The 18669-nt window shown below is 68.0% G+C and carries 14 protein-coding genes and 2 pseudogenes; 8 read left to right on the forward strand and 8 right to left on the reverse strand.

Features of this window, described 5'->3' with window-relative positions; genetic code table 11:
• The first annotated feature begins 53 nt into the window (after positions 1-53).
• Positions 54-221: a 50S ribosomal protein L33 gene (rpmG, locus tag Q1B08_RS00480; protein ID WP_055661766.1), complete on the forward strand. Its 168-nt coding sequence runs from the start codon at positions 54-56 to the stop codon at positions 219-221.
• Between the two features lie 74 nt (positions 222-295).
• On the opposite strand, the gene Q1B08_RS00485 is transcribed toward rpmG, so the two are convergent.
• A complete protein-coding gene (locus Q1B08_RS00485) occupies positions 296-1444 on the reverse strand; it encodes a DUF1501 domain-containing protein (RefSeq protein ID WP_299813028.1) in 1149 nt (382 codons plus the stop codon).
• A 2-nt stretch (positions 1445-1446) separates the two neighbouring features.
• Positions 1447-2793 carry a DUF1800 domain-containing protein gene (locus Q1B08_RS00490; RefSeq protein ID WP_299813031.1) on the reverse strand — a complete coding sequence of 449 codons (1347 nt, stop codon included), beginning with the start codon at positions 2791-2793 and terminating at the stop codon, positions 1447-1449.
• 102 nt (positions 2794-2895) lie between these two features.
• Between Q1B08_RS00490 and Q1B08_RS00495 the strand changes: the two genes are divergently transcribed.
• Complete coding sequence (locus tag Q1B08_RS00495) at positions 2896-3522, forward strand: MT-A70 family methyltransferase (RefSeq protein ID WP_299813034.1); 627 nt, start codon at positions 2896-2898, stop codon at positions 3520-3522.
• Between the two features lie 166 nt (positions 3523-3688).
• Here the strand turns inward: Q1B08_RS00495 and Q1B08_RS00500 are convergent, their stop codons facing one another.
• Complete coding sequence (locus Q1B08_RS00500; RefSeq protein WP_299813037.1) at positions 3689-4459, reverse strand: BglII/BstYI family type II restriction endonuclease; 771 nt, start codon at positions 4457-4459, stop codon at positions 3689-3691.
• 189 nt (positions 4460-4648) lie between these two features.
• On the reverse strand, positions 4649-6421 hold the full coding sequence (aspS, locus tag Q1B08_RS00505; protein WP_299813040.1) for an aspartate--tRNA ligase: 1773 nt from the start codon (positions 6419-6421) through the stop codon (positions 4649-4651).
• A 181-nt stretch (positions 6422-6602) separates the two neighbouring features.
• On the opposite strand from aspS, the gene Q1B08_RS00510 reads away from it, so the two are divergent.
• The 4 genes from Q1B08_RS00510 to Q1B08_RS00525 all read left to right on the forward strand — a co-directional run bounded on the left by Q1B08_RS00510 (position 6603) and on the right by Q1B08_RS00525 (position 13477).
• Positions 6603-7835: a cyclopropane-fatty-acyl-phospholipid synthase family protein gene (locus Q1B08_RS00510; protein ID WP_299813044.1), complete on the forward strand. Its 1233-nt coding sequence runs from the start codon at positions 6603-6605 to the stop codon at positions 7833-7835.
• Positions 7836-8344: 509 nt separating this feature from the next.
• Positions 8345-11665: a carbamoyl-phosphate synthase large subunit gene (gene carB, locus Q1B08_RS00515; protein WP_299813047.1), complete on the forward strand. Its 3321-nt coding sequence runs from the start codon at positions 8345-8347 to the stop codon at positions 11663-11665.
• Between the two features lie 73 nt (positions 11666-11738).
• Entirely contained in the window at positions 11739-12980 is a 1242-nt protein-coding gene (locus Q1B08_RS00520; RefSeq protein WP_299813050.1) for an XRE family transcriptional regulator, read from the forward strand.
• Entirely contained in the window at positions 12980-13477 is a 498-nt protein-coding gene (locus Q1B08_RS00525; RefSeq protein WP_299813053.1) for a DUF4411 family protein, read from the forward strand. The genes Q1B08_RS00520 and Q1B08_RS00525 overlap by 1 nt, the downstream gene beginning before the upstream one ends.
• Before the next feature lie 201 nt (positions 13478-13678).
• On the opposite strand, the gene Q1B08_RS00530 is transcribed toward Q1B08_RS00525, so the two are convergent.
• Positions 13679-14065, reverse strand: a complete 387-nt coding sequence (locus Q1B08_RS00530; protein ID WP_299813056.1) for a BrnA antitoxin family protein — start codon at positions 14063-14065, stop codon at positions 13679-13681.
• Positions 14066-14269: 204 nt separating this feature from the next.
• Here Q1B08_RS00530 and Q1B08_RS00535 point away from each other — a divergent pair, with 204 nt between their 5' ends.
• Both Q1B08_RS00535 and Q1B08_RS00540 read left to right on the forward strand, forming a co-directional pair.
• Positions 14270-15256: a hypothetical protein gene (locus tag Q1B08_RS00535; protein WP_299813058.1), complete on the forward strand. Its 987-nt coding sequence runs from the start codon at positions 14270-14272 to the stop codon at positions 15254-15256.
• A gap of 428 nt (positions 15257-15684) precedes the next feature.
• The gene (locus Q1B08_RS00540; RefSeq protein ID WP_299813061.1) at positions 15685-16287 is read left to right on the forward strand and encodes a thymidine kinase; all 603 of its coding nucleotides are present in this window, start codon (positions 15685-15687) and stop codon (positions 16285-16287) included.
• Positions 16288-16435: 148 nt separating this feature from the next.
• Here Q1B08_RS00540 and Q1B08_RS00545 read toward each other — a convergent pair.
• From Q1B08_RS00545 to Q1B08_RS00555, 3 genes and pseudogenes are all read right to left on the reverse strand, one after another.
• A pseudogene (locus Q1B08_RS00545) lies at positions 16436-17181 on the reverse strand (8-oxoguanine deaminase); the annotation flags it as partial.
• Entirely contained in the window at positions 17180-17968 is a 789-nt protein-coding gene (gene hisN, locus Q1B08_RS00550) for a histidinol-phosphatase (protein ID WP_299813064.1), read from the reverse strand. The gene hisN and the pseudogene Q1B08_RS00545, both read right to left, overlap by 2 nt.
• A gap of 121 nt (positions 17969-18089) precedes the next feature.
• Positions 18090-18302: pseudogene (locus Q1B08_RS00555) on the reverse strand (helix-turn-helix transcriptional regulator); the annotation flags it as partial.
• Positions 18303-18669 lie beyond the last annotated feature (367 nt).

Raw genomic sequence — 18669 nt, forward strand, 5'->3', positions numbered from 1 at the left:
GATTTTGCGGTCGGCGCGACGAAGCCCGCGCGACCGACAGAAGGAGACACCAGATGGCGAAACCCACCACGATCAAGATCCGGCTGAATTCCTCGGCCGGCACCGGCCACTTCTACGTCACCAAGAAGAACGCCCGCACCATGACCGAGAAGATGGTCGTGCGGAAGTTCGACCCGGTGGCGCGCAAGCACGTCGAATACAAGGAAGGCAAGATCAAGTAAGGCGCTTCGCCTGAACGAAATTGCCGGGTCGATCAGGGGCCGCGCCGGAACAAGCCCGCGCGGCCCTTCGCATGTCAGGCGAGCAGCCGCGGGTCCGTTCCCATCTCGAGCCCCGGGAAGATCAGCGTCTCGAGCGCCGCGCGCTCGGTCCCGAACAGGTCATGGAGCGCCCAGGCCGCGTAGGCCCGCACGTCGCGCGTGGGCATCAGGTCCCGCCCGTCGAGGAGCTGCGTCTCCGCGAGGCCCGGCCAGTCGCCCCAGACGCGCCCGCCGTCGAGCGCCCCGCCGGCGAGGAGCATCGTGCCCCCGGTCCCGTGATCGGTGCCCATCGTGCCATTCTGCGCCGCCGTCCGCCCGAACTCGGTCATGGCAAGGACCATGGTCCGGTCCCACACCTCGCCCAGATCCGCCTTCAGCCGCAGAAGTCCGCTCGACACCGTTTCCAGCCCGCGCGCGACCTGCCGCGGCTGGCCGCGATGCGAATCCCAGCCGCCGATGGACAGCGTCGCGATCCGGGCATTCTCGCGAAGCTGCGCCGCTGAAAAGGCGAAGAGCGCGTCGGCCCGGCGCCCCTTGCCGACCCCGCTCACGCCGGCGAGCTCCAGCGCGGCCTCCGCGTTCTCCCGGAACAGCGGGTCGTCGTGGTAACTGTGGAGAAGCAGGTCGATCGTCGCGGGCGCGAGGTCGAGCCCGGCATCCGGCGCCCAGCTCGCGTAATCCGCCGCGCCCCGCAGGATCAGCATCTCGTCGCGTCCCACGGCAAAGGCCGTCCGGCCATGCGCGCCGGGCATCGTGGCGAGCAGCCGGTTGAGCCAGCCGTCGCGCTGGCGCGCATCCGGAACCTCCCCCGCGGTTCCCGCCTCGAGGATGTCCTGCCCGTCGAAATGGCTGCGCTTGCCGCGATAGGGCGTGCTGACCGCCTGCGCGAAGCCCAGATCGCCCGCCTGCCACAGCGGCAGCAGCGGCCCCAGCGCGGGATGCAGCGCGTGGAAGCCGGTCAGGTCAAGCGCCCCCGCCGCCGGGCCGATCGCGAAGCCGGGCCGAAGGCGGGCCAGATCCGGATCGCCGTAGGGTTGCAGCGCATCGAGCCCGTCCATCGCCCCGCGCAGGATGACGACGACGAGCCGGTTCTCCCCCGGCGCGGAGGCGAAGGCCATCGGCGTCGACAGCGGATAGGCCGCGGCGGAACAGCCCAGAAGGCTCAGGAATCGGCGACGGTCCATGCTCATCTCCGTTGGAATTCCGGTGAGGACAGGACGAGGCCCACGCCCGCGGCGCGATCCTCCGCCGCCCTCGCGGCGAAAAGCAGCCGCTCGCTCGCCAGCGGACCAAGCGCCGTGGCGACCAGCTCGCGCGGATCGGGCGGCGGGCTCTGCCAGCCCGCGGCCGCCATCGCCCAGTCGAGCCGCGCGGCCAAGCCCTGCGGCGTGATCCAGACCGTCGCGTCCTCCGGCCAGCCGTCGGGCCCCGGCGGCCGCAGCCACGGCTGCCCCATCCGTTCCATCGGCCGCAGGAGGCGCTCCCGCAGCTCCGGATGCTTCGCGCCGTCGAGAAGGTCCGCCGCCCCGGTCGCCCGGATCGCCGCGGCCATGAAGTCGAGCGGCGCCCGGACCTTCGCAAGCGCCGGCTGCCACGCGGCGGGATGGTCCAGCATCGCCCCGTAGACCGCCATAAGATCGCCGTCCGTCCGCAGCCAGGCCGCCTCCATCGCGTCCACGAGTTCGCCGGGCGGGGTGTCGGAGACGAAATGATGCGCAAGCTTGCCCGACACGTGCCGCGCCGTCGCCGGATGCACCGACAGGTCGTCGAGAACGGCGTCGATGTCGCCGCGATTCGGCCGGTCCCCCCCGTAGGAGCGGCCCAGAACGGTCTCGGCCCCGGGTTCCGCCATGTTGCGCTGGAACTGCGCCCGCCCCGTCTTGTCCTGCGTCAGCCCGGTCAGAAGCTCCGCGAGCTGGCGCACGTCGGTCTGCGTGTAGGCGGTCCCCACGCCCAGCGTATGAAGCTCCAGGATCTCGCGCGCGAGGTTCTCGTTGAGCCCCCCGCCCCGCCGTCCGCGCGGGCTGCCCGGTCCGGCGGAGCGCACCTGGTCGAGATAGTTCAGCATCGCCGGATGCGTCACCGCGGCCCGCAGGAGCGTGGCGAAGTCGCTCGCGACATTGGGCCGGATCGCGTCCTCCACATAGCCTGCGACGGTCCGGCGCAGGATGTTGGCCCCCTCGATCACGGCGAAATGCCCGGTCCAGAACCAGACCAGCCGTTCCCGCATCCCGTCGGAGGTCCGCGCGCCGCGCAGAAGGGTCGCGGTCAGGTCCCGCACATAGAGCCGGTCCTCTCCACGCCGCGCGTCCTGGTAGCGTTTGTCGGCCTCCTCGTCGTCGCGCTTGAGCTTGCGCAGACGCGCGATCTCGGCCCGCGTCTCCATCCGCGCGTCCCAGCCCGGGATCGGCACCTCGCTCGCCATCCTGTCCGCCCCCTCGAGCGCGGACAAAAGGCCCGCCGGCCCGTCGGGGGCGGCGATGGCGGGGCTCAGGCCGGTGCCGAACCGGATCGCGGCGAGGGTCGGAATCATGACGCAGAGATAGGCGTCCTCTCACCCCTTGCACAGAGGGATGCGCGTGTCCGTGACCGAAACAGGGTGTGACACCGGCCCCGGGTCGGCTAGACGTTGCCCATGACGTCTGACGCGGCCATGGACCTGACCCGATTCCTGGGGGACGACCGCTTCGGCTGCGTTCTCGCCGATCCGCCGTGGCGGTTCGTGAACCGCACCGGCAAGGTCGCGCCGGAGCACAAACGGCTGGCCCGCTATCCGACGATGGGGGTGGAGGATATCTGCGCGCTTCCGGTGGCCGCGCATCTGGAAGACCGGGCGCATTGCTACATGTGGGTTCCGAACGCGCTCCTCCCCGAAGGGCTGCAGGTGCTGCGGGCCTGGGGATTCGCCTACAAGTCGAACGTCGTCTGGCACAAGGTCCGCAAGGACGGCGGCTCGGACGGGCGCGGCGTGGGCTTCTACTTCCGCAACGTGACCGAACTCCTGCTCTTCGGCGTGCGCGGCCGCGACGTGCGCACGCTTCCGCCCGGGCGGCGGCAGGTCAACATGATCCAGAGCCGCAAGCGCGAACATTCCCGCAAGCCCGACGAGCAATACGACCTGATCGAGGGCTGCTCCTGGGGCCCCTATCTCGAGCTTTTCGGACGCGGCGTGCGCGAGGGCTGGACCGTCTGGGGCAATCAGGCGGATTCGGACTACAAGCCGAACTGGAAGACCTACGCCTACAATTCGGCGGCGGAGTAGCGCCCTCGACAGCCTGAACGGAAGGCCGCCCTTCGCACGCTCGGTTTCACGCGGCGCCGATCCATGCAGTGTTCGGGACGGGCGGCCCGGCGCGCGGTTCGCTCAAACCCTGCCGGATCGCGCGCTCACCGGACCGGTCCCGCCCCCGAACGCCGACCCTCCCGCCTCACGAGAACAGGTCCGGCCCCCGCGCCATCGCCGGCAGTTCGGCCACCACCGCCGAAAGCGGCAGGCCCACCAGAAGCAGCGGACAGGGATTGCCGACGCCGCGCGCCACCCGCGTGGCGAGCTTCTCCCAATGCGTCGTCGCCTGCCCGTACTTGTCGGCCACGAAGCTGCGGGCGAAGGCGCGGGGGAAATCGGCGCCGAGGCGCAGCGCCCCGTCGATCATGCGCCGCTGCCGCGACGTGCGCTCCTTCATGCCCCAGGCTTCGAGCTCGGCCGCATCGCCGATTCCCTCGGCCCGCAGCACGCCCTCCACGAGGTCGGGCATCGCCGCCTGCAATGCGGCGCCGCGGGTGACGATGATGCCCAGCGAGATCGCCGATTGCGCGTGCAGCCGCTGGAAGTTCTCGAGGTCGCGGTCGAAGAACGGATCCTTGTTGTTCCACTCGATCTCGAGCGCGAGCGTGCCCGCCCGGGCGCGCTTCACATGGTCGATCTCGTGGCTGATCGCCTCGCGCTGCACCCCGTCGACGATGGTGCGGGTGACGAATTCGTGCTTCGGCCAGCCGTCGCGGTAAAGCGCGTCGCGAAGGCGCATCGTGCTGGCCGCCTGCCCCCCGCCCGAACCGATGATCTCCGCGGCGGTCAGCCGGAACGCGGCCAGCGCGTCGATCAGTCCGGATACCGCACCGGGAAAGTCCCCCGCGAGGATCGCCTCGGCGTGGTTGCGGGTCTCGATGTCGAACCCGGCGTCGCGCAGCGCGTCGAACACGGACGCCCCGTCAGCGCCGCCGGGCGGGCAGCGTCAGCGGCCCCGCCGCATCCGCTTGAACATCTTCCAGAAGGCGAAAAGTTTGAACAGGCGACCCATGGCATATCCCCTTTGCTGTATCGGGTTGCAGAAAGCCCAACGCAGCACGCGGCAAGAGGTTCACCGGACCGGACCGCGCCATGCCAAGGCTCACCCCTGCGGCAGCTTCCGCAGGCCGAGCTCGCCCAGCTGCCCGGCCAAGGGCTCCGACGGCGCGCCCATCATCAGGTCCTCGGCGCGCTGGTTCATCGGGAACAGGATCACCTCGCGGATGTTCGCCTCGTCCGCCAGCAGCATCACGATCCGGTCGATGCCGGCCGCGCAGCCTCCGTGCGGCGGGGCGCCGTACTGGAACGCCCGGACCATGCCGCCGAAGCGGCGGCACACCTCGTCCTCGTCGTAGCCCGCCAGACCGAACGCCTTGAACATGATCTCCGGCTTGTGGTTCCGGATCGCGCCGGAGACCAGCTCGTAGCCGTTGCAGGCGAGATCGTACTGGAAGCCCTTCACGTCGAGCGGATCGCTCTCCAGCGCCGCCAGCCCGCCCTGCGGCATGGAGAACGGATTGTGAGAGAAGTCGATCCGGCCCTCGTCGTCGCGCTCGTACATCGGGAAGTCGACGATCCAGGCGAACGCGAAGCGGTCCTTGTCGGTCAGGCCCAGCTCCTCGCCGATGACGGTCCGCGCCCGTCCGGCCACCGGCTCGAAATCGGACGCCCGCCCGCCGAGGAAGAACGCCGCGTCGCCGACGCCGAGGCCGAGCTGCCGCCGGATCGCCTCGGTCCGCTCGGGACCGATGTTCTTGGCCAGCGGCCCGGCGGCTTCGATTCCGTCCGCGCCCTCGCGCCAGAAGATGTACCCCATCCCCGGCAGCCCCTGCTCCTGCGCGAACTTGTTCATCCGGTCGCAGAACTTCCGGCTGCCGCCCGTGGGCGCGGGGATGGCGCGGATCTCGGTGCCGTCCTGCTCCAGAAGCGACGCGAAGATCGCGAAGCCCGAGCCGCGGAAATGCTCCGAGACGTCCTGCATCCGGATCGGGTTGCGCAGGTCCGGCTTGTCGGTCCCGTACCAGAGCGCCGCGTCCGCGTAGGAGATCTGCGGCCAGTCCGCGTCCACCCGGCGCCCGCCGCCGAACTCCTCGAAGAGCCCCGCGATCACCGGCTGGATCATGTCGAACACGTCCGCCTGCGTGACGAAGCTCATCTCCATGTCGAGCTGGTAGAAATCCGTCGGGCTGCGGTCGGCGCGCGGATCCTCGTCGCGGAAGCAGGGCGCGATCTGGAAATACTTGTCGAAGCCCGACACCATCAGAAGCTGCTTGAACTGCTGCGGCGCCTGCGGCAGCGCGTAGACCTTGCCCGGATGCAGGCGGGAGGGCACGATGAAGTCCCGCGCGCCCTCGGGGCTCGAGGCGGTGATGATCGGCGTCTGGAACTCGTTGAACCCGCTGTCCCACATCCGCTGCCGGATGGAGCGCACGACGTTCGAGCGCAGCACCATGTTGCGCTGCATCGCCTCGCGCCGGAGGTCGAGGAACCGGTAGCGCAGGCGCGTCTCCTCGGGATATTCCTGATCGCCGAACACCATTAGCGGCAGCTCGCTCGCCGCGCCCAGCACCTCGATGTCGCGCACGAAGACCTCGACCTCGCCGGTGGGGATCCTGGGGTTCACGAGCTCGGGGGCGCGCGCCTTCACCTCGCCGTCGATGCGGATGCACCACTCGGCGCGCACGCGCTCCACCTGCGCGAAGACCGGCGAGTCGGGGTCGGCCAGCACCTGCGTCATCCCGTAATGGTCGCGCAGGTCGATGAACAGGATGCCCCCGTGGTCGCGGATGCGGTGGACCCAACCGGCCAGGCGGACGGTCTCGCCCACATCCGCCTTCGACAGACCGGCGCAGGTATGGGTGCGATAGGCGTGCATAGGGGGCTCTCCGGGCGTCAAATCGGGCGTCGGTCCTATGCGCACACCGCCCGGAGGCGTGTCAACCGCGGCTCCGGGCGGCACGGCCCGATAACGTACCGTTAACCCTTTTGACTTGCATCGCGCGGGGCGCCTGCGGTTTCCTGTCGCCGCAACGCGAACGAAGCAGGCAGGCCGGAAGATGTGGCGGTCGATTGTTCTGACGATGTTGAGGGGCCTGATCGTCAAGGGCGAACTCACGGCGATCCTGCCGGACGGGACGACGCACCGTTTCGGCACCGGCGCCGGCGGCCCGGACGTCACCCTCCGCCTGACCGACGCGCGCTATCTGCGCCGTCTCGTGCAGGATCCGGAGCTCGCGCTGGGCGAGGCCTACATGGACGGCGCGCTCCGCGTCGAGGCGGGCGACCTGCGCGACATGCTCACCCTCTTCGCGATCAATGGCGGGCGCGGCCGGATGCCCCCGGCGGTCGCGGCGGGCTTCCGCGCCCGCTTCCTCCTCCGCCGCTGGATGCAGGCGAACGACCCCCGCACGTCGCGCCGGAACGTCGCGCATCACTACGATCTGGGGGACGACTTCTACGCGCTGTTCCTCGACGCGGACCGGCAATATTCCTGCGCTTACTTCGCCGATCCCGCCATGCTTCTGGAGGAGGCGCAGGACGCCAAGAAGGCGCATATCGCGGCCAAGCTGCGGATCGAACCGGGGATGCGCGTGCTCGACATCGGCTGCGGCTGGGGCGGCATGGCGCTGACCCTCGCGCGCGATCACGGCGCCCGCGTCACCGGCGTCACCCTGTCGGAGAACCAGCACGCCACCGCCACCGCCCGCGCGCGAGACGCCGGGCTCGCGGACCGCATCGACATCCGCCTGCAGGATTACCGCGACCTCGCCGGCCCCTTCGACCGGATCGTCTCGGTCGGCATGCTGGAGCATGTCGGCGTGCCGCAATACCCGACCTACTTCTCCAAGGTCGCGGACCTGCTCGCCCCCGACGGCGTGGCGCTCATCCACACGATCGGCCGCTGCGCCCCGCCGACGACGACCTCGGGCTGGCTCGCCAAGTACATCTTCCCCGGCGGCTACACCCCCTCGCTGTCGGAGCTTCTGACCCCGCTCGAGCGCACCGACCTCTGGCAGGACGACATCGAGGTCTGGCGCGGGCATTACGCCGAGACGCTGCGCCGCTGGCAGGCGCGGTTCGAGGCCAACATCGCGACCGTCCAGGCGATGTACGACGACCGCTTCGTCCGGATGTGGCGCTACTACCTCGTCGCCGCCGAGGTCGGCTTCGACGCCCACCGCCACGTCGTCTATCAGCTGCAGCTTTCCAAGACGCGCGACGCGGTGCCGAACACCCGCGACTACCTCTACGCGCCCGGCGCGCGGAGGATGCGGCGCGCCGCCGAGTAGCCGCGCGCCGCATCCCGCCCTCAGAAGGAGATGTAGTCCATCGGCTCGACGCCGCGCCCGTCGAATCCGTCGAGACGGATCCCGTTGTCGCCGAACTCGATGACCGTATCCTCGCCGTCGCGGATGTTCAAAACCGCCCCCACGACTCCCGCGCCCGGTCGGACGTCACGTCGTACCGCCCCGGACGGTCCCAGTCGAAGACCGTGTGGCCGTCGGCAATCATCTTGAATGCGGGCATGGGCTGCCTCCCCTTCAAACAGGGTCCTGAACGTCGAAGCGCGCGATGGTCAGGACCGTTCGCACAAACGCCCCCCGGCTCCGGCCGGGACGGTGCCGGGACGATAGCACGAGACCGGCCGTCGCCCGAACGAATACGCGCCCGGGACATGTCGGAAGCGCGGACGACGGGAACCCCGCAACCTCCGAGGAGGTCCGCCGCCCCGGCTTGCGCCCGTCCGGCCCCCGCCCTAAACGGCGGTCGTTTGCCAGAACATACGGGGAGCCGACCGATGCCCAAACGGACCGACATCCGGTCGATCATGATCATCGGCGCGGGCCCCATCGTGATCGGGCAGGCCTGCGAGTTCGACTATTCCGGCGCCCAGGCCTGCAAGGCACTGCGCGAGGAGGGCTACCGCGTCATCCTGGTGAACTCGAACCCGGCGACGATCATGACCGATCCGGGCCTCGCCGACGCGACCTATATCGAGCCGATCACCCCCGACGTGGTGGCGAAGATCATCGCCAAGGAGAAACCCGACGCGCTGCTGCCGACGATGGGGGGCCAGACGGGGCTCAACACCGCGCTCGCCCTCGACGAGATGGGCGTGCTGGCCGAGCACGGGGTGGAGCTGATCGGCGCGAGGCGCGAAGCCATCGAGATGGCCGAGGACCGCAAGCTCTTCCGCGAGGCGATGGACCGGCTCGGCATCGAGAATCCGAAGGCCACCATCGTCGCCGCCCCGAAGAAGGCCGACGGCCGCTTCGACATCCGCGCGGGCCTGGCCGAGGCGATGGACGCCATCGAGTTCGTCGGCCTGCCCGCGATCATCCGGCCCGCCTTCACGCTGGGCGGCACCGGCGGCGGCGTGGCCTACAACCGCGCCGATTACGAGCGGATCTGCCGCTCCGGCCTCGAAGCCTCGCCGATGGCGCAGATCCTCGTCGACGAGAGCCTGCTCGGCTGGAAGGAATACGAGATGGAGGTCGTGCGCGACCGCGCCGACAACGCCATCATCGTCTGCGCCATCGAGAACGTGGACCCGATGGGCGTCCATACCGGCGACTCGATCACCGTGGCCCCGGCGCTGACGCTGACGGACCGCGAATACCAGCAGATGCGGACCCATTCGATCGACGTCCTGCGCGAGATCGGCGTGGAGACGGGCGGCTCCAACGTGCAATGGGCCGTGAACCCCGCCGACGGCCGCATGGTCGTGATCGAGATGAACCCCCGCGTGAGCCGCTCCTCCGCGCTCGCCTCCAAGGCGACCGGCTTCCCGATCGCCAAGATCGCCGCCAAGCTCGCCGTGGGCTACACGCTGGACGAGCTCGACAACGACATCACCCGCGTCACCCCCGCCTCGTTCGAGCCGACGATCGACTACATCGTCACCAAGATCCCGCGCTTCGCCTTCGAGAAGTTCCCCGGCGCCGAGCCGCTCCTGACCACCGCGATGAAATCCGTGGGCGAGGTCATGGCCATCGGCCGCACCTTCCACGAATCGATGCAGAAGGCGCTGGCCTCGCTCGAGACCGGCCTCACCGGCTTCGACGAGATCGACCTGCCCGACGACCCGGCCGCGATCAAGGCGGCGCTGGGCCGGCAGACGCCCGACCGGATCCGCGTGATCGCGCAGGCCATGCGGCAGGGCCTTTCCGACGTCGACATCAACGCCGTCACCCATTTCGACCCGTGGTTCCTCGCCCGCATCCGCGAGATCGTGGAGATCGAGGCCGAGGTGCGCCAGGGCGGCCTGCCCGTGACCGAGGCCGGGCTGCGCCGCCTCAAGACCTACGGCTTCACCGACGCCCGCCTGGCCAGGCTGACGGGCCGGAGCGAGGACAACGTGCGCCGCGCCCGCCAGAACCTCGGCGTGGTCGCGCAGTTCAAGCGCATCGACACCTGCGCCGCCGAGTTCGAGGCGCAGACCCCCTACATGTACTCCACCTACGAGACCCCGGTCATGGACGAGGCGGAGTGCGAATCCCGCCCGACCGACGCGAAGAAGGTCGTGATCCTCGGCGGCGGCCCGAACCGGATCGGCCAGGGGATCGAGTTCGACTATTGCTGCTGCCACGCCTGCTTCGCGCTGTCGGAGCAGGGCTACGAGACCATCATGGTCAACTGCAACCCGGAGACGGTCTCCACCGACTACGACACCTCCGACCGCCTCTACTTCGAGCCGCTCACCTTCGAGCACGTGATGGAGATCCTCCGCGTCGAGCGGGAGAACGGCACGCTCCACGGCGTGATCGTCCAGTTCGGCGGCCAGACCCCGCTGAAGCTCGCCAACGCCCTCCACGACGCCGGCATCCCGATCCTCGGCACCACCCCCGACGCCATCGACCTGGCCGAGGACCGGGAGCGGTTCGCCGCCCTGGTCCGCCAGCTCGGCCTGAAGCAGCCCGCCAACGCCATCGCCCGGTCCGACGCCGAGGCGCGGTTGCGCGCGGAGGAGCTGGGCTACCCCCTCGTGATCCGCCCCTCCTACGTGCTGGGCGGCCGCGCGATGGAGATCGTGCGCGACGCGGGCCAGCTCGAGCGCTACATCCGCGACGCCGTGATCGTCTCCCCCGGCAGTCCCGTCCTGCTCGACGGCTACCTGTCCGGCGCGATCGAGGTCGATGTGGACGCGCTCTCCGACGGGGAGCAGGTCCACGTCGCCGGCATCATGCAGCATATCGAGGAGGCCGGCGTCCATTCCGGCGACAGCGCCTGCTGCCTGCCGCCGCACACCCTGTCGCGCGACACCATCGCCACCATCCGCGAGCAGACCGGGGCGCTGGCCCGCGCGCTGCGCGTCGTCGGCCTGATGAACGTGCAGTTCGCCGTGAAGGAGGAGGAGGTCTACCTGATCGAGGTGAACCCCCGCGCCTCCCGCACCGTGCCCTTCGTGGCCAAGGCCGTGGACAGCGCCATCGCCTCGATCGCCGCGCGGCTCATGGCGGGCGAGAAACTCTCCGCCTTCCCGCTCCGCGACCCCTATCCCGGCGACGCCAATCCCGACCACGTGCCGATCGGCGACCTGATGACGCTGGCCCACCCCGACACGCCCTGGTTCTCGGTGAAGGAGGCGGTGCTGCCCTTCGCCCGCTTCCCCGGCGTCGACACGCTGCTCGGCCCGGAGATGCGCTCCACGGGGGAGGTCATGGGCTGGGACCGCTCCTTCGCCCGCGCCTTCCTCAAGGCGCAGATGGGCGCGGGCGTCGTCCTGCCCGAGGGCGGCACGGTCTTCCTGTCGATCAAGGACGCCGACAAGGTGCCGCAACTGGTGGAGACGGCGGGCCTCCTCATCGACATGGGCTTCACCATCCTCGCGACCTCCGGCACGGCGGAGTTCCTCGCCCGCTTCGGCATCGATACGCGGCACGTGAACAAGGCCTACGAGGGCGGCCGCACCATCGTCGACGTGATGAAGGACGGCGAGATCGCGCTGGTGATGAACACCACCGAGGGCGCCCAGGCCGTCGAGGATTCCCGCTCCATGCGCAACGTCGCGCTGATGGACCGGATCCCGTATTACACGACGCTGGCCGGATCGCACGCGGCGGCGCTGGCGATGCAGGCGCGGGACGAGGGGGCGGTGGAGGTGAGGTCGCTGCAGTAGGGAGTGCAAGTATCGCCTCCGATGCGACCAATTCCTCCTCGATCTTGCCCAGAAGGAGGATCATATATCGGCCATGACTATCGACGTGAAACCCGCCATTCTTGTTTGGACACGGGAGACTGCTGGTCTCTCCGTGGAGGATGCTGCGTCAAAGATTGGCTTGACCACAAGCGCAAAGAGTTCTGCTGCTGAGAAACTCGAAGCGATGGAACGCGGCGAGAAACAACCGACACGCGGCCAATTAAACAGCATGGCGAAAGTTTACCGCCGCCCATTGCTGACTTTCTACCTTCAAGAGCCGCCGCGCGTAGGACCGTATGGCACAGACTTCCGGCAAACCCCGGAGAAACGCGGGGCAAAAGCTAATGGCTTGCTGAACGCGCTTCTTCGAGACGTCCGCGCTCGTCAGGAAACCGTGCGAGACATCCTCGAAGAGGAAGATGACTATAGGCAGTTAGCCTTCGTCGGTTCAGTAAGGATCGAACAGGGCGTGGCAAATGCCGTTCATGCCATCTCTACGACTTTAGGCTTCGATCCGACTGCGATTCGGACTGGAAACGCCGATGCGCTCTTCAAGCGGCTCCGAGCGGCAGCAGAAGAAGCTGGTGTTTTTGTGCTGGTCCTAGGCGATCTTGGAAATCACCATTCCACTGTTGATGCAAGCGTCTTCCGCGGCTTTGCTATCGCTGACGACGTCGCTCCGTTCGTCGTCATTAACGCCAAGGACGCCAAACCGGCTCGATCATTCACGTTGATCCATGAGCTTGCTCACGTCTTTCTTGGACAGACAGGAGTAAGTGGTACAGTGACTACCGGAGATCCGACCACCCATACAGCGCGGATCGAACGTTTCTGCAACGATGTCGCTGGAGAGTTACTTCTACCGGGCGACGGCTTTCGAGCGATGAGCGCCGACTTCTCGGCGGATGACGCCTCGGCCGCTCAGATTGCAATTGAAGCGATTGCAGCCCGGTGGTCGGTTAGCGAACCTATGGTAGCTTACCGACTTCACCGGATAGGACGCGTAACTTCTGACGTATATGACGAACTCCGCGCGATCTATCATGTACGCTGGCAGACCAAAGTAGCAAAGGACAACGAAGGCGAGCGGGAGATCAACCAGCACGTTGTGAAGCAATCTTATCTAGGGAATGCACTTCTCGGACTCGTGCATCGGTATGTACGTGACCATACACTATCGCACACAAAGGCTGCTGCCTTGCTAGGCTCACGTCCAGCATCCGTCGAGCCGCTCTTGCGGCACTTCGAATCTAATAGAGGCAGATTTGTGGCGGCTAATAGGGCTGCCGTGTAGTGTATCTAATTGATGCAAACGTCCTGATTAGTGCAGACGCTCATTTCTACCCCTTAAATCGTATTCCTCAATTCTGGGACTGGCTGATCGATCAAGGGGCGCTCGGAAACGTAAAGATCCCAGCAGAAATACACGATGAGGTCTCCAGCGGAAAAGGTGCACTTGCCGCTTGGACGAGAGAAGGCGAGGTCAAGAAAGCCCTACTATTAGAGGAGACGCTCGATCCCGCGCTCGTGAGGCATTGCCTACAAGTTGGCTATCAATCAACAGATCCTAGGTTTACTGACCGTGAACTACAAAAGATTGGCAGAGACGCATTTTTAGTTGCCTACGGCCTCGCCGGTCCTAACCGAGTAATAGTGACACGAGAGGTATCGAAGCGCACTAAACGGCTGGGTGCGTCAAAGCTACCTGATGCGTGCGACGATTGCGGAGTTAGGTGGACGTCGGACTTCGAGATGTATCGGATTTTAAATTTTAACTTGAGCGGTCGATAACTCGGTCGTTTAATTAGTAAGTCCCTATGGTTTAGATTGTACCCGCTCCTCGTTGCCTCAAAGCAAGCGTAGGGTGGGTGAAACCCACCGCTTTGTCAGCAGCCAGCCGCGCAACGGTGGGTTTACACCCACCCTACTTCACCGGACCGCCCCCGTAGGCGTCCTCTCGCCAAACCGACGCGGGATCGAACCCTGCCCGCCCTACCTCTTCGACCGCTCGTACATCACGTTGATCACCGAGGCGTCGGGCTTGCGGCTGTCCATCCAGGCCTCGCGGTATTCCTCGGCGAGGTCGTTGCCCTCGATCAGCCCGCCGAGCCGCGCATGGACGAAGGCGCGCAGGATGTCGTTGATCCGACCGCCCACGTTCGGGCCCATGGAGCGCAGCATCCGCATCACGTCGCGGTCGATGCGCGCCGTGACGTGCTCGCGCTCGGGCCGGCGGCTCTCCCAGATCTCCTGCCATTCGGGCGGGATGCGCCCGGCCCGCGCGACCTGCATGTGCATGTCCCATTCGAAGCGCCGCATCGCCCCGATCATGTCGTTGACATGGCCCTTCTGCGTTTTGCTCAGCTTCTCGCCCGCCATCGCCGCTCTCCTGTCGCGATCCCTCGATTTCGGGCGACGCTCGGGCGGAGCGGTGAACGCAAGGTTAACGCGAAGCTGTGCCACAGCCGTAACACAGCCATAACACGGCCGTAACACACCCGCCCCACGCCCCGAATGCGGTTGACACGGGGCCCCGCGCGCCCTCCGGTGCCGCCCGGAAAACATGGGCAGAGGGAGACCGGGATGCGACTGTTCCTCCATATCGGCATGGCCAAGACCGGCAGCACCGCGATCCAGGGCGCGCTGGCCCGCAGCCGCAACCTGCTCGCCCGCCAGAACGCGGCCTATATCGGCAAGCAGCCTGTTTTCGCTGGCGATTCCGGCAAGGACATCCCGAGCTACGTGCGGCTCTCGCGGCAGGATCCCGCCACGCAGGCCACCCTCGCCGAGGCCTTCCACGCGGAGCTCGCGGCCCGGCACGCGGCCCACGGCACCGCCACCTTCGTCGCCTCCCGCGAGGGCATCGTCGAATGGGATCTCCTCCCCTTCGTCCAGCGCCTCGGCGACCTCATGGACGTCCGGTGCATCGTCTACCTCCGCCCCGCCCGCCCCTGGCTCTCCTCCGCCTATGTGCAGCGCGCGCTCCGCAACAAGTCCATGCCCGGCCCGATCCCGAGCTTCGACGAGTATGTCCCTGAACTCATGGGCTATTACGGGCGTGTAAAGACCTGGGCGGAGACGCTCGGACCCGGCCTTCTGGTGCGTGAATACCGCTCCGACGACATCGTTGCCGACTTCGCCGAGGCCACGGGCCTGGAGCTTCGCGGGGCCGAGCGCCGCATCCACTCCACGAGCGAGGATGCCGAGATCCTGCTCCGGACGTGGTTCAACAGCCGCTTCGAGGCCGCCAACGGACCTGCGGCCTTCCAGGACGCCGTGACGCCGCACGGCCCCCTCTCGGCGCCCCGCATCGACGACATGGTCGCGCGGCACCTCGACCATTCCTCCGTCGACACACATCTGGCGAACCAGTCGGAAATGCTCGACTATTTCCGGGAGACGCACGGCATCGACCTCGACCCCGACTCCGCGCCCCTGAAACCCGGCCCCGACCGCGCCGCCCTGCGCGACCGCATGCTCGACATGCTGATCGAGCTCCAGATGCAGAACGCCCTCCGCATATTCGAACTGGAGAAGCAGCTGGCGAAGGCGAACGGGCCGACGGGCTGAGACGGCCGGCCTCTGCCCTCGCCGCGGACGAAGCGGGATCCGTTCGAAGAGGCGCACCCGCCGCTGATCGAGGTTCGGGGCGGCGAAGCGTTCGACGCGGGGGCCGCGCATGTCCCAGCCGTGCTGCACGGCATCGCCGGCGACGGCCCCGCGCCGGCCCAGCCGGCCTCCCGCGCGGCCTGAGCCCCGTCGATCAGATGCTTGTTCGGCTCCGATAGATTACGCCGCAGCGCTACGGCGTCCGCAGCGACTTTGACCGGTATGAACCGCGTCGCGTGCTCCTTGCGCGTTGAGAGAAACGACCAGGCGCTGCCCGGGACGTGACCGTTGCGAGACAGGCCGGCCGAATGCCCCATCCTTCGCCGCGCCCGACGAAAGCACGGCGCGGTGTCTTGCGCCACGAGACCGGCGGCGGCAGGACGGCGGACATGGCGAAGCTCTACTTCCATTATTCGACGATGAACGCGGGCAAGAGCACGCTGCTCCTGCAGGCCGCCTACAATTACAACGAGCGCGGGATGGAGACCTTCCTGTTGACGGCGCGGTTCGACGATCGCGCGGGAACGGGGCGGATCGCCAGCCGGATCGGGATCGAGGCGCCGGCGGAGACGTGGGACGTCAAGACCGATCTCTTCGCCATGATCGCCGCGCGGCTTGCGGCCGGCCCCTGCGGCTGCGTCCTGGTGGACGAGGTGCAGTGGCTGTCGCGCGACCAGGTCTGGCAGCTTGCCCGGGCGGTGGACGATCTCGGCGTTCCGGTGATGGCCTACGGTCTGCGCGTCGACTTCCGAGGCGAGCTGTTCCCCGGCTCGGCCACGCTGCTGGCGCTGGCCGACGAGCTGCGGGAGGTCCGAACGATCTGCCATTGTGGGCGCAAGGCGACCATGGTGGTCCGCCGCGACGCGGAGGGACGTGCCCTAACGGAAGGCGCTCAGGTCGAGGTGGGCGGCAATGATCGCTATGTCAGCCTTTGCCGGCGGCACTTCCGCGAGGAGATCGGCGACCGCACCCCGTCCGGGCCGCCGATCTAGGTCCTCAGCTCCGCTACCGCCCGTTCGACCCGCCGCGGCAGGTCCAGCGTCGTGAGCGTCCCGTCGCGCATTCCCTGCCGCCCCGCCACGAAGAGGACGCCCACCTGGCAGCGCCCGGCAAGGAGAAGCGCGGCGCAATCCCAGCCAGCGCGATGCCGGTGCCGGGCCGGCAGTTCGAACGCGGGCGACGCGCCACCCCCCGTGCGCGTCCGGGCGAAGAGGTCGATCCCGTCCACCGTCGAGCCTGACGCAATGCGCGTGCCAGACATCCGCGCCGGTCCAGCCGGGATTTCCGGCGTATGGTCCCGGCCGGCAGCCGAACGTCTCGAGCAAGTAACGCAGGTCTTCGTCGTTCTCCGTCAGATGGGTGTGCAGCCGCACGCCCTTGTCCCGCGTCATCAACGCCGGGTCGCACATGATCTCCCGGCTGACCGGGAAGAGCGAGCAAGGGGCGAGACCCACGCGACACACGCAGCCGGGCGCGGATCGTGGAACGCATCGACGACGCGGATGCGATCGTTGAGGATCGCCGCGCCCCCTTCCATCACTGCGTCGTGTCGCCGAGCCGGCTGCCGTTCGGATGGAGACGAAGGGTGTCCGAGGAGGTGTCGCACCCCGACAACGCCAGTTCCGCCAACCCGAGCTGCGTGGCGAGGTGCATGTGCTCCGGCGTGAACCGCGCCTAGGCCGGATCGTCGGATAGAGCGCGCGAAGCCCGCCGAAGTGCGGCGCGTCCTACCCGGCCGGAACCTCGCGGGTCAGCGTTCGGCACGGATGGCGACGCGTGTTCACGAGGTCCGTGGCGACAAGGCAGCCCGCGGCCATCAACATCTCGACCGGGGTCGCGAGCCCGGTTCCGATTGCTACGATCACGCCGCCGCGGATCAGCGTCTCAGCCATCGAGCAGGCGCATCGCGGCTCCGTGCAGCTCCGGGGTCGCTGCGGCCAGAACGCGGCCCCCGCCATGCGCCGGGGCGCCCGTCCAGTCCGTAACGATGCCGCCCGCCGCCTCGATCAGGGCGATGGGCGCCACGACGTCGTAGGGGTGCAGCCCCGCCTCGATCACGAGGTCCACATGGCCCGCGGCGAGAAGCGCGTAGGCGTAGCAATCCATTCCGTAGCGCACGAGCCGGCACCGCGCCGCGACCCTGCGGAACGCCGCGCCCTCCTCCGGCGTGCCGATCTCGGGAAAGGTGGTGAGGATCGTCGCCGCCTCGATGGTTTCCGTCCTGCGCACCCGCAAATCGCGCCGTGCCTCCGCCCGCGTCCAGACGGCGCCCTCTGCGCTGCCCTCGAACCGCTCGCCGGTGAAGGGCTGATCGACGATGCCGTAGATCGGGCCCTTCGCGTCCATCAGCCCGACCAGCACACCCCAGGTCGGTGTGCCGCTGATGAAGCCGCGCGTCCCGTCGATTGGATCGAGAACCCAGGTCAACCCGCTTGTCCCCGGCTTGGCTCCCGACTCCTCGCCCAGGATCGCATCCTCGGGGCGAAGCTTCGCGAGCAGGTCGCGCATCGCGGCCTCGGCCTCCCGGTCGGCGACGGTCACGGGGTCGAAGGCCGCACCCTTGCTCTCCACGTCGATCGGCTGTCGGAAGTGGCGCAACGTCGTTGCGCGCGCCGCATCGGCGAGGGCGTGGCCGACGCGGCGGATCGCGGGAATGTCGGAGGCAAGGCTCATGGTCCGGGGCGTGGCATCCGGCGGCCGACCGGTCAAGGCGCACCGGGGGATTCCGCGGCCCGGGTCACTCCGCCGCCGCCCGCCCCTGGTCCGGCCCCTTGTCGTTTGCCGCCCGCTCCTCGAACCCTTCGAAGAAGTAGGCCACCGGCACCCCCATCGCGGCGGCGATATCCCACAGGCGCGAGGCGGAGACGCGGTTCGTTCCGGTCTCGTATTTCTGGATCTGCTGAAAGCGGATTCCGACCGTTTCGGCCAGTTGCTGCTGCGTCATGTTCGTCTTCCAACGGCGTTGTCGGATACGTTGACCTACATAGAGGTCGACGGGATGCTTCATGTCTTCTCCTGCCCGGCCAGCGACGTCATGCCCGTCGGGGTCTTGCCGCTCTGATCATGCCGGCACGGAGTCAGCGCCGACGATCGCTTCATAACGAAACGGGTTAACGGAAAGAAACCCTGGAGCGCATCTGCCGCAGGTCATGCGTCGAAATCGCCAAACGTCTGCGCATCTCGCATGGCATCGATGCCGTCCGCCCCAAAGCCCGGCGTCGGACCGTCCACGACCCTGCCCTGGTTCGCCCGGTCCCGACCCGGACCAGACCGTTAACGGGGCCGGTCCCCGACCGCGCATGAGCGCTTGAAAAACACGGCGCCGATCCCGATATTCGACAGCAAGAGGTTCCGGGGAGAACCTCAATGCAGAA

Origin of the sequence: uncultured Jannaschia sp., assembly GCF_947494025.1 — a bacterium.
In the GTDB taxonomy this organism is placed as follows: Bacteria; Pseudomonadota; Alphaproteobacteria; order Rhodobacterales; family Rhodobacteraceae; genus Jannaschia.

Coding starts and splice junctions, on each gene's coding strand:
- Q1B08_RS00490 (WP_299813031.1), bottom strand. CDS start 2,793: ATGATTCCGACCCTCGCCGCGATCCGGTTCGGCACCGGCCTGAGCCCC.
- Q1B08_RS00520 (WP_299813050.1), top strand. CDS start 11,739: ATGACTATCGACGTGAAACCCGCCATTCTTGTTTGGACACGGGAGACT.
- Q1B08_RS00495 (WP_299813034.1), top strand. CDS start 2,896: ATGACGTCTGACGCGGCCATGGACCTGACCCGATTCCTGGGGGACGAC.
- Q1B08_RS00510 (WP_299813044.1), top strand. CDS start 6,603: ATGTGGCGGTCGATTGTTCTGACGATGTTGAGGGGCCTGATCGTCAAG.
- Q1B08_RS00530 (WP_299813056.1), bottom strand. CDS start 14,065: ATGGCGGGCGAGAAGCTGAGCAAAACGCAGAAGGGCCATGTCAACGAC.
- aspS (WP_299813040.1), bottom strand. CDS start 6,421: ATGCACGCCTATCGCACCCATACCTGCGCCGGTCTGTCGAAGGCGGAT.
- hisN (WP_299813064.1), bottom strand. CDS start 17,968: ATGAGCCTTGCCTCCGACATTCCCGCGATCCGCCGCGTCGGCCACGCC.
- rpmG (WP_055661766.1), top strand. CDS start 54: ATGGCGAAACCCACCACGATCAAGATCCGGCTGAATTCCTCGGCCGGC.
- Q1B08_RS00535 (WP_299813058.1), top strand. CDS start 14,270: ATGCGACTGTTCCTCCATATCGGCATGGCCAAGACCGGCAGCACCGCG.
- Q1B08_RS00540 (WP_299813061.1), top strand. CDS start 15,685: ATGGCGAAGCTCTACTTCCATTATTCGACGATGAACGCGGGCAAGAGC.
- carB (WP_299813047.1), top strand. CDS start 8,345: ATGCCCAAACGGACCGACATCCGGTCGATCATGATCATCGGCGCGGGC.
- Q1B08_RS00485 (WP_299813028.1), bottom strand. CDS start 1,444: ATGGACCGTCGCCGATTCCTGAGCCTTCTGGGCTGTTCCGCCGCGGCC.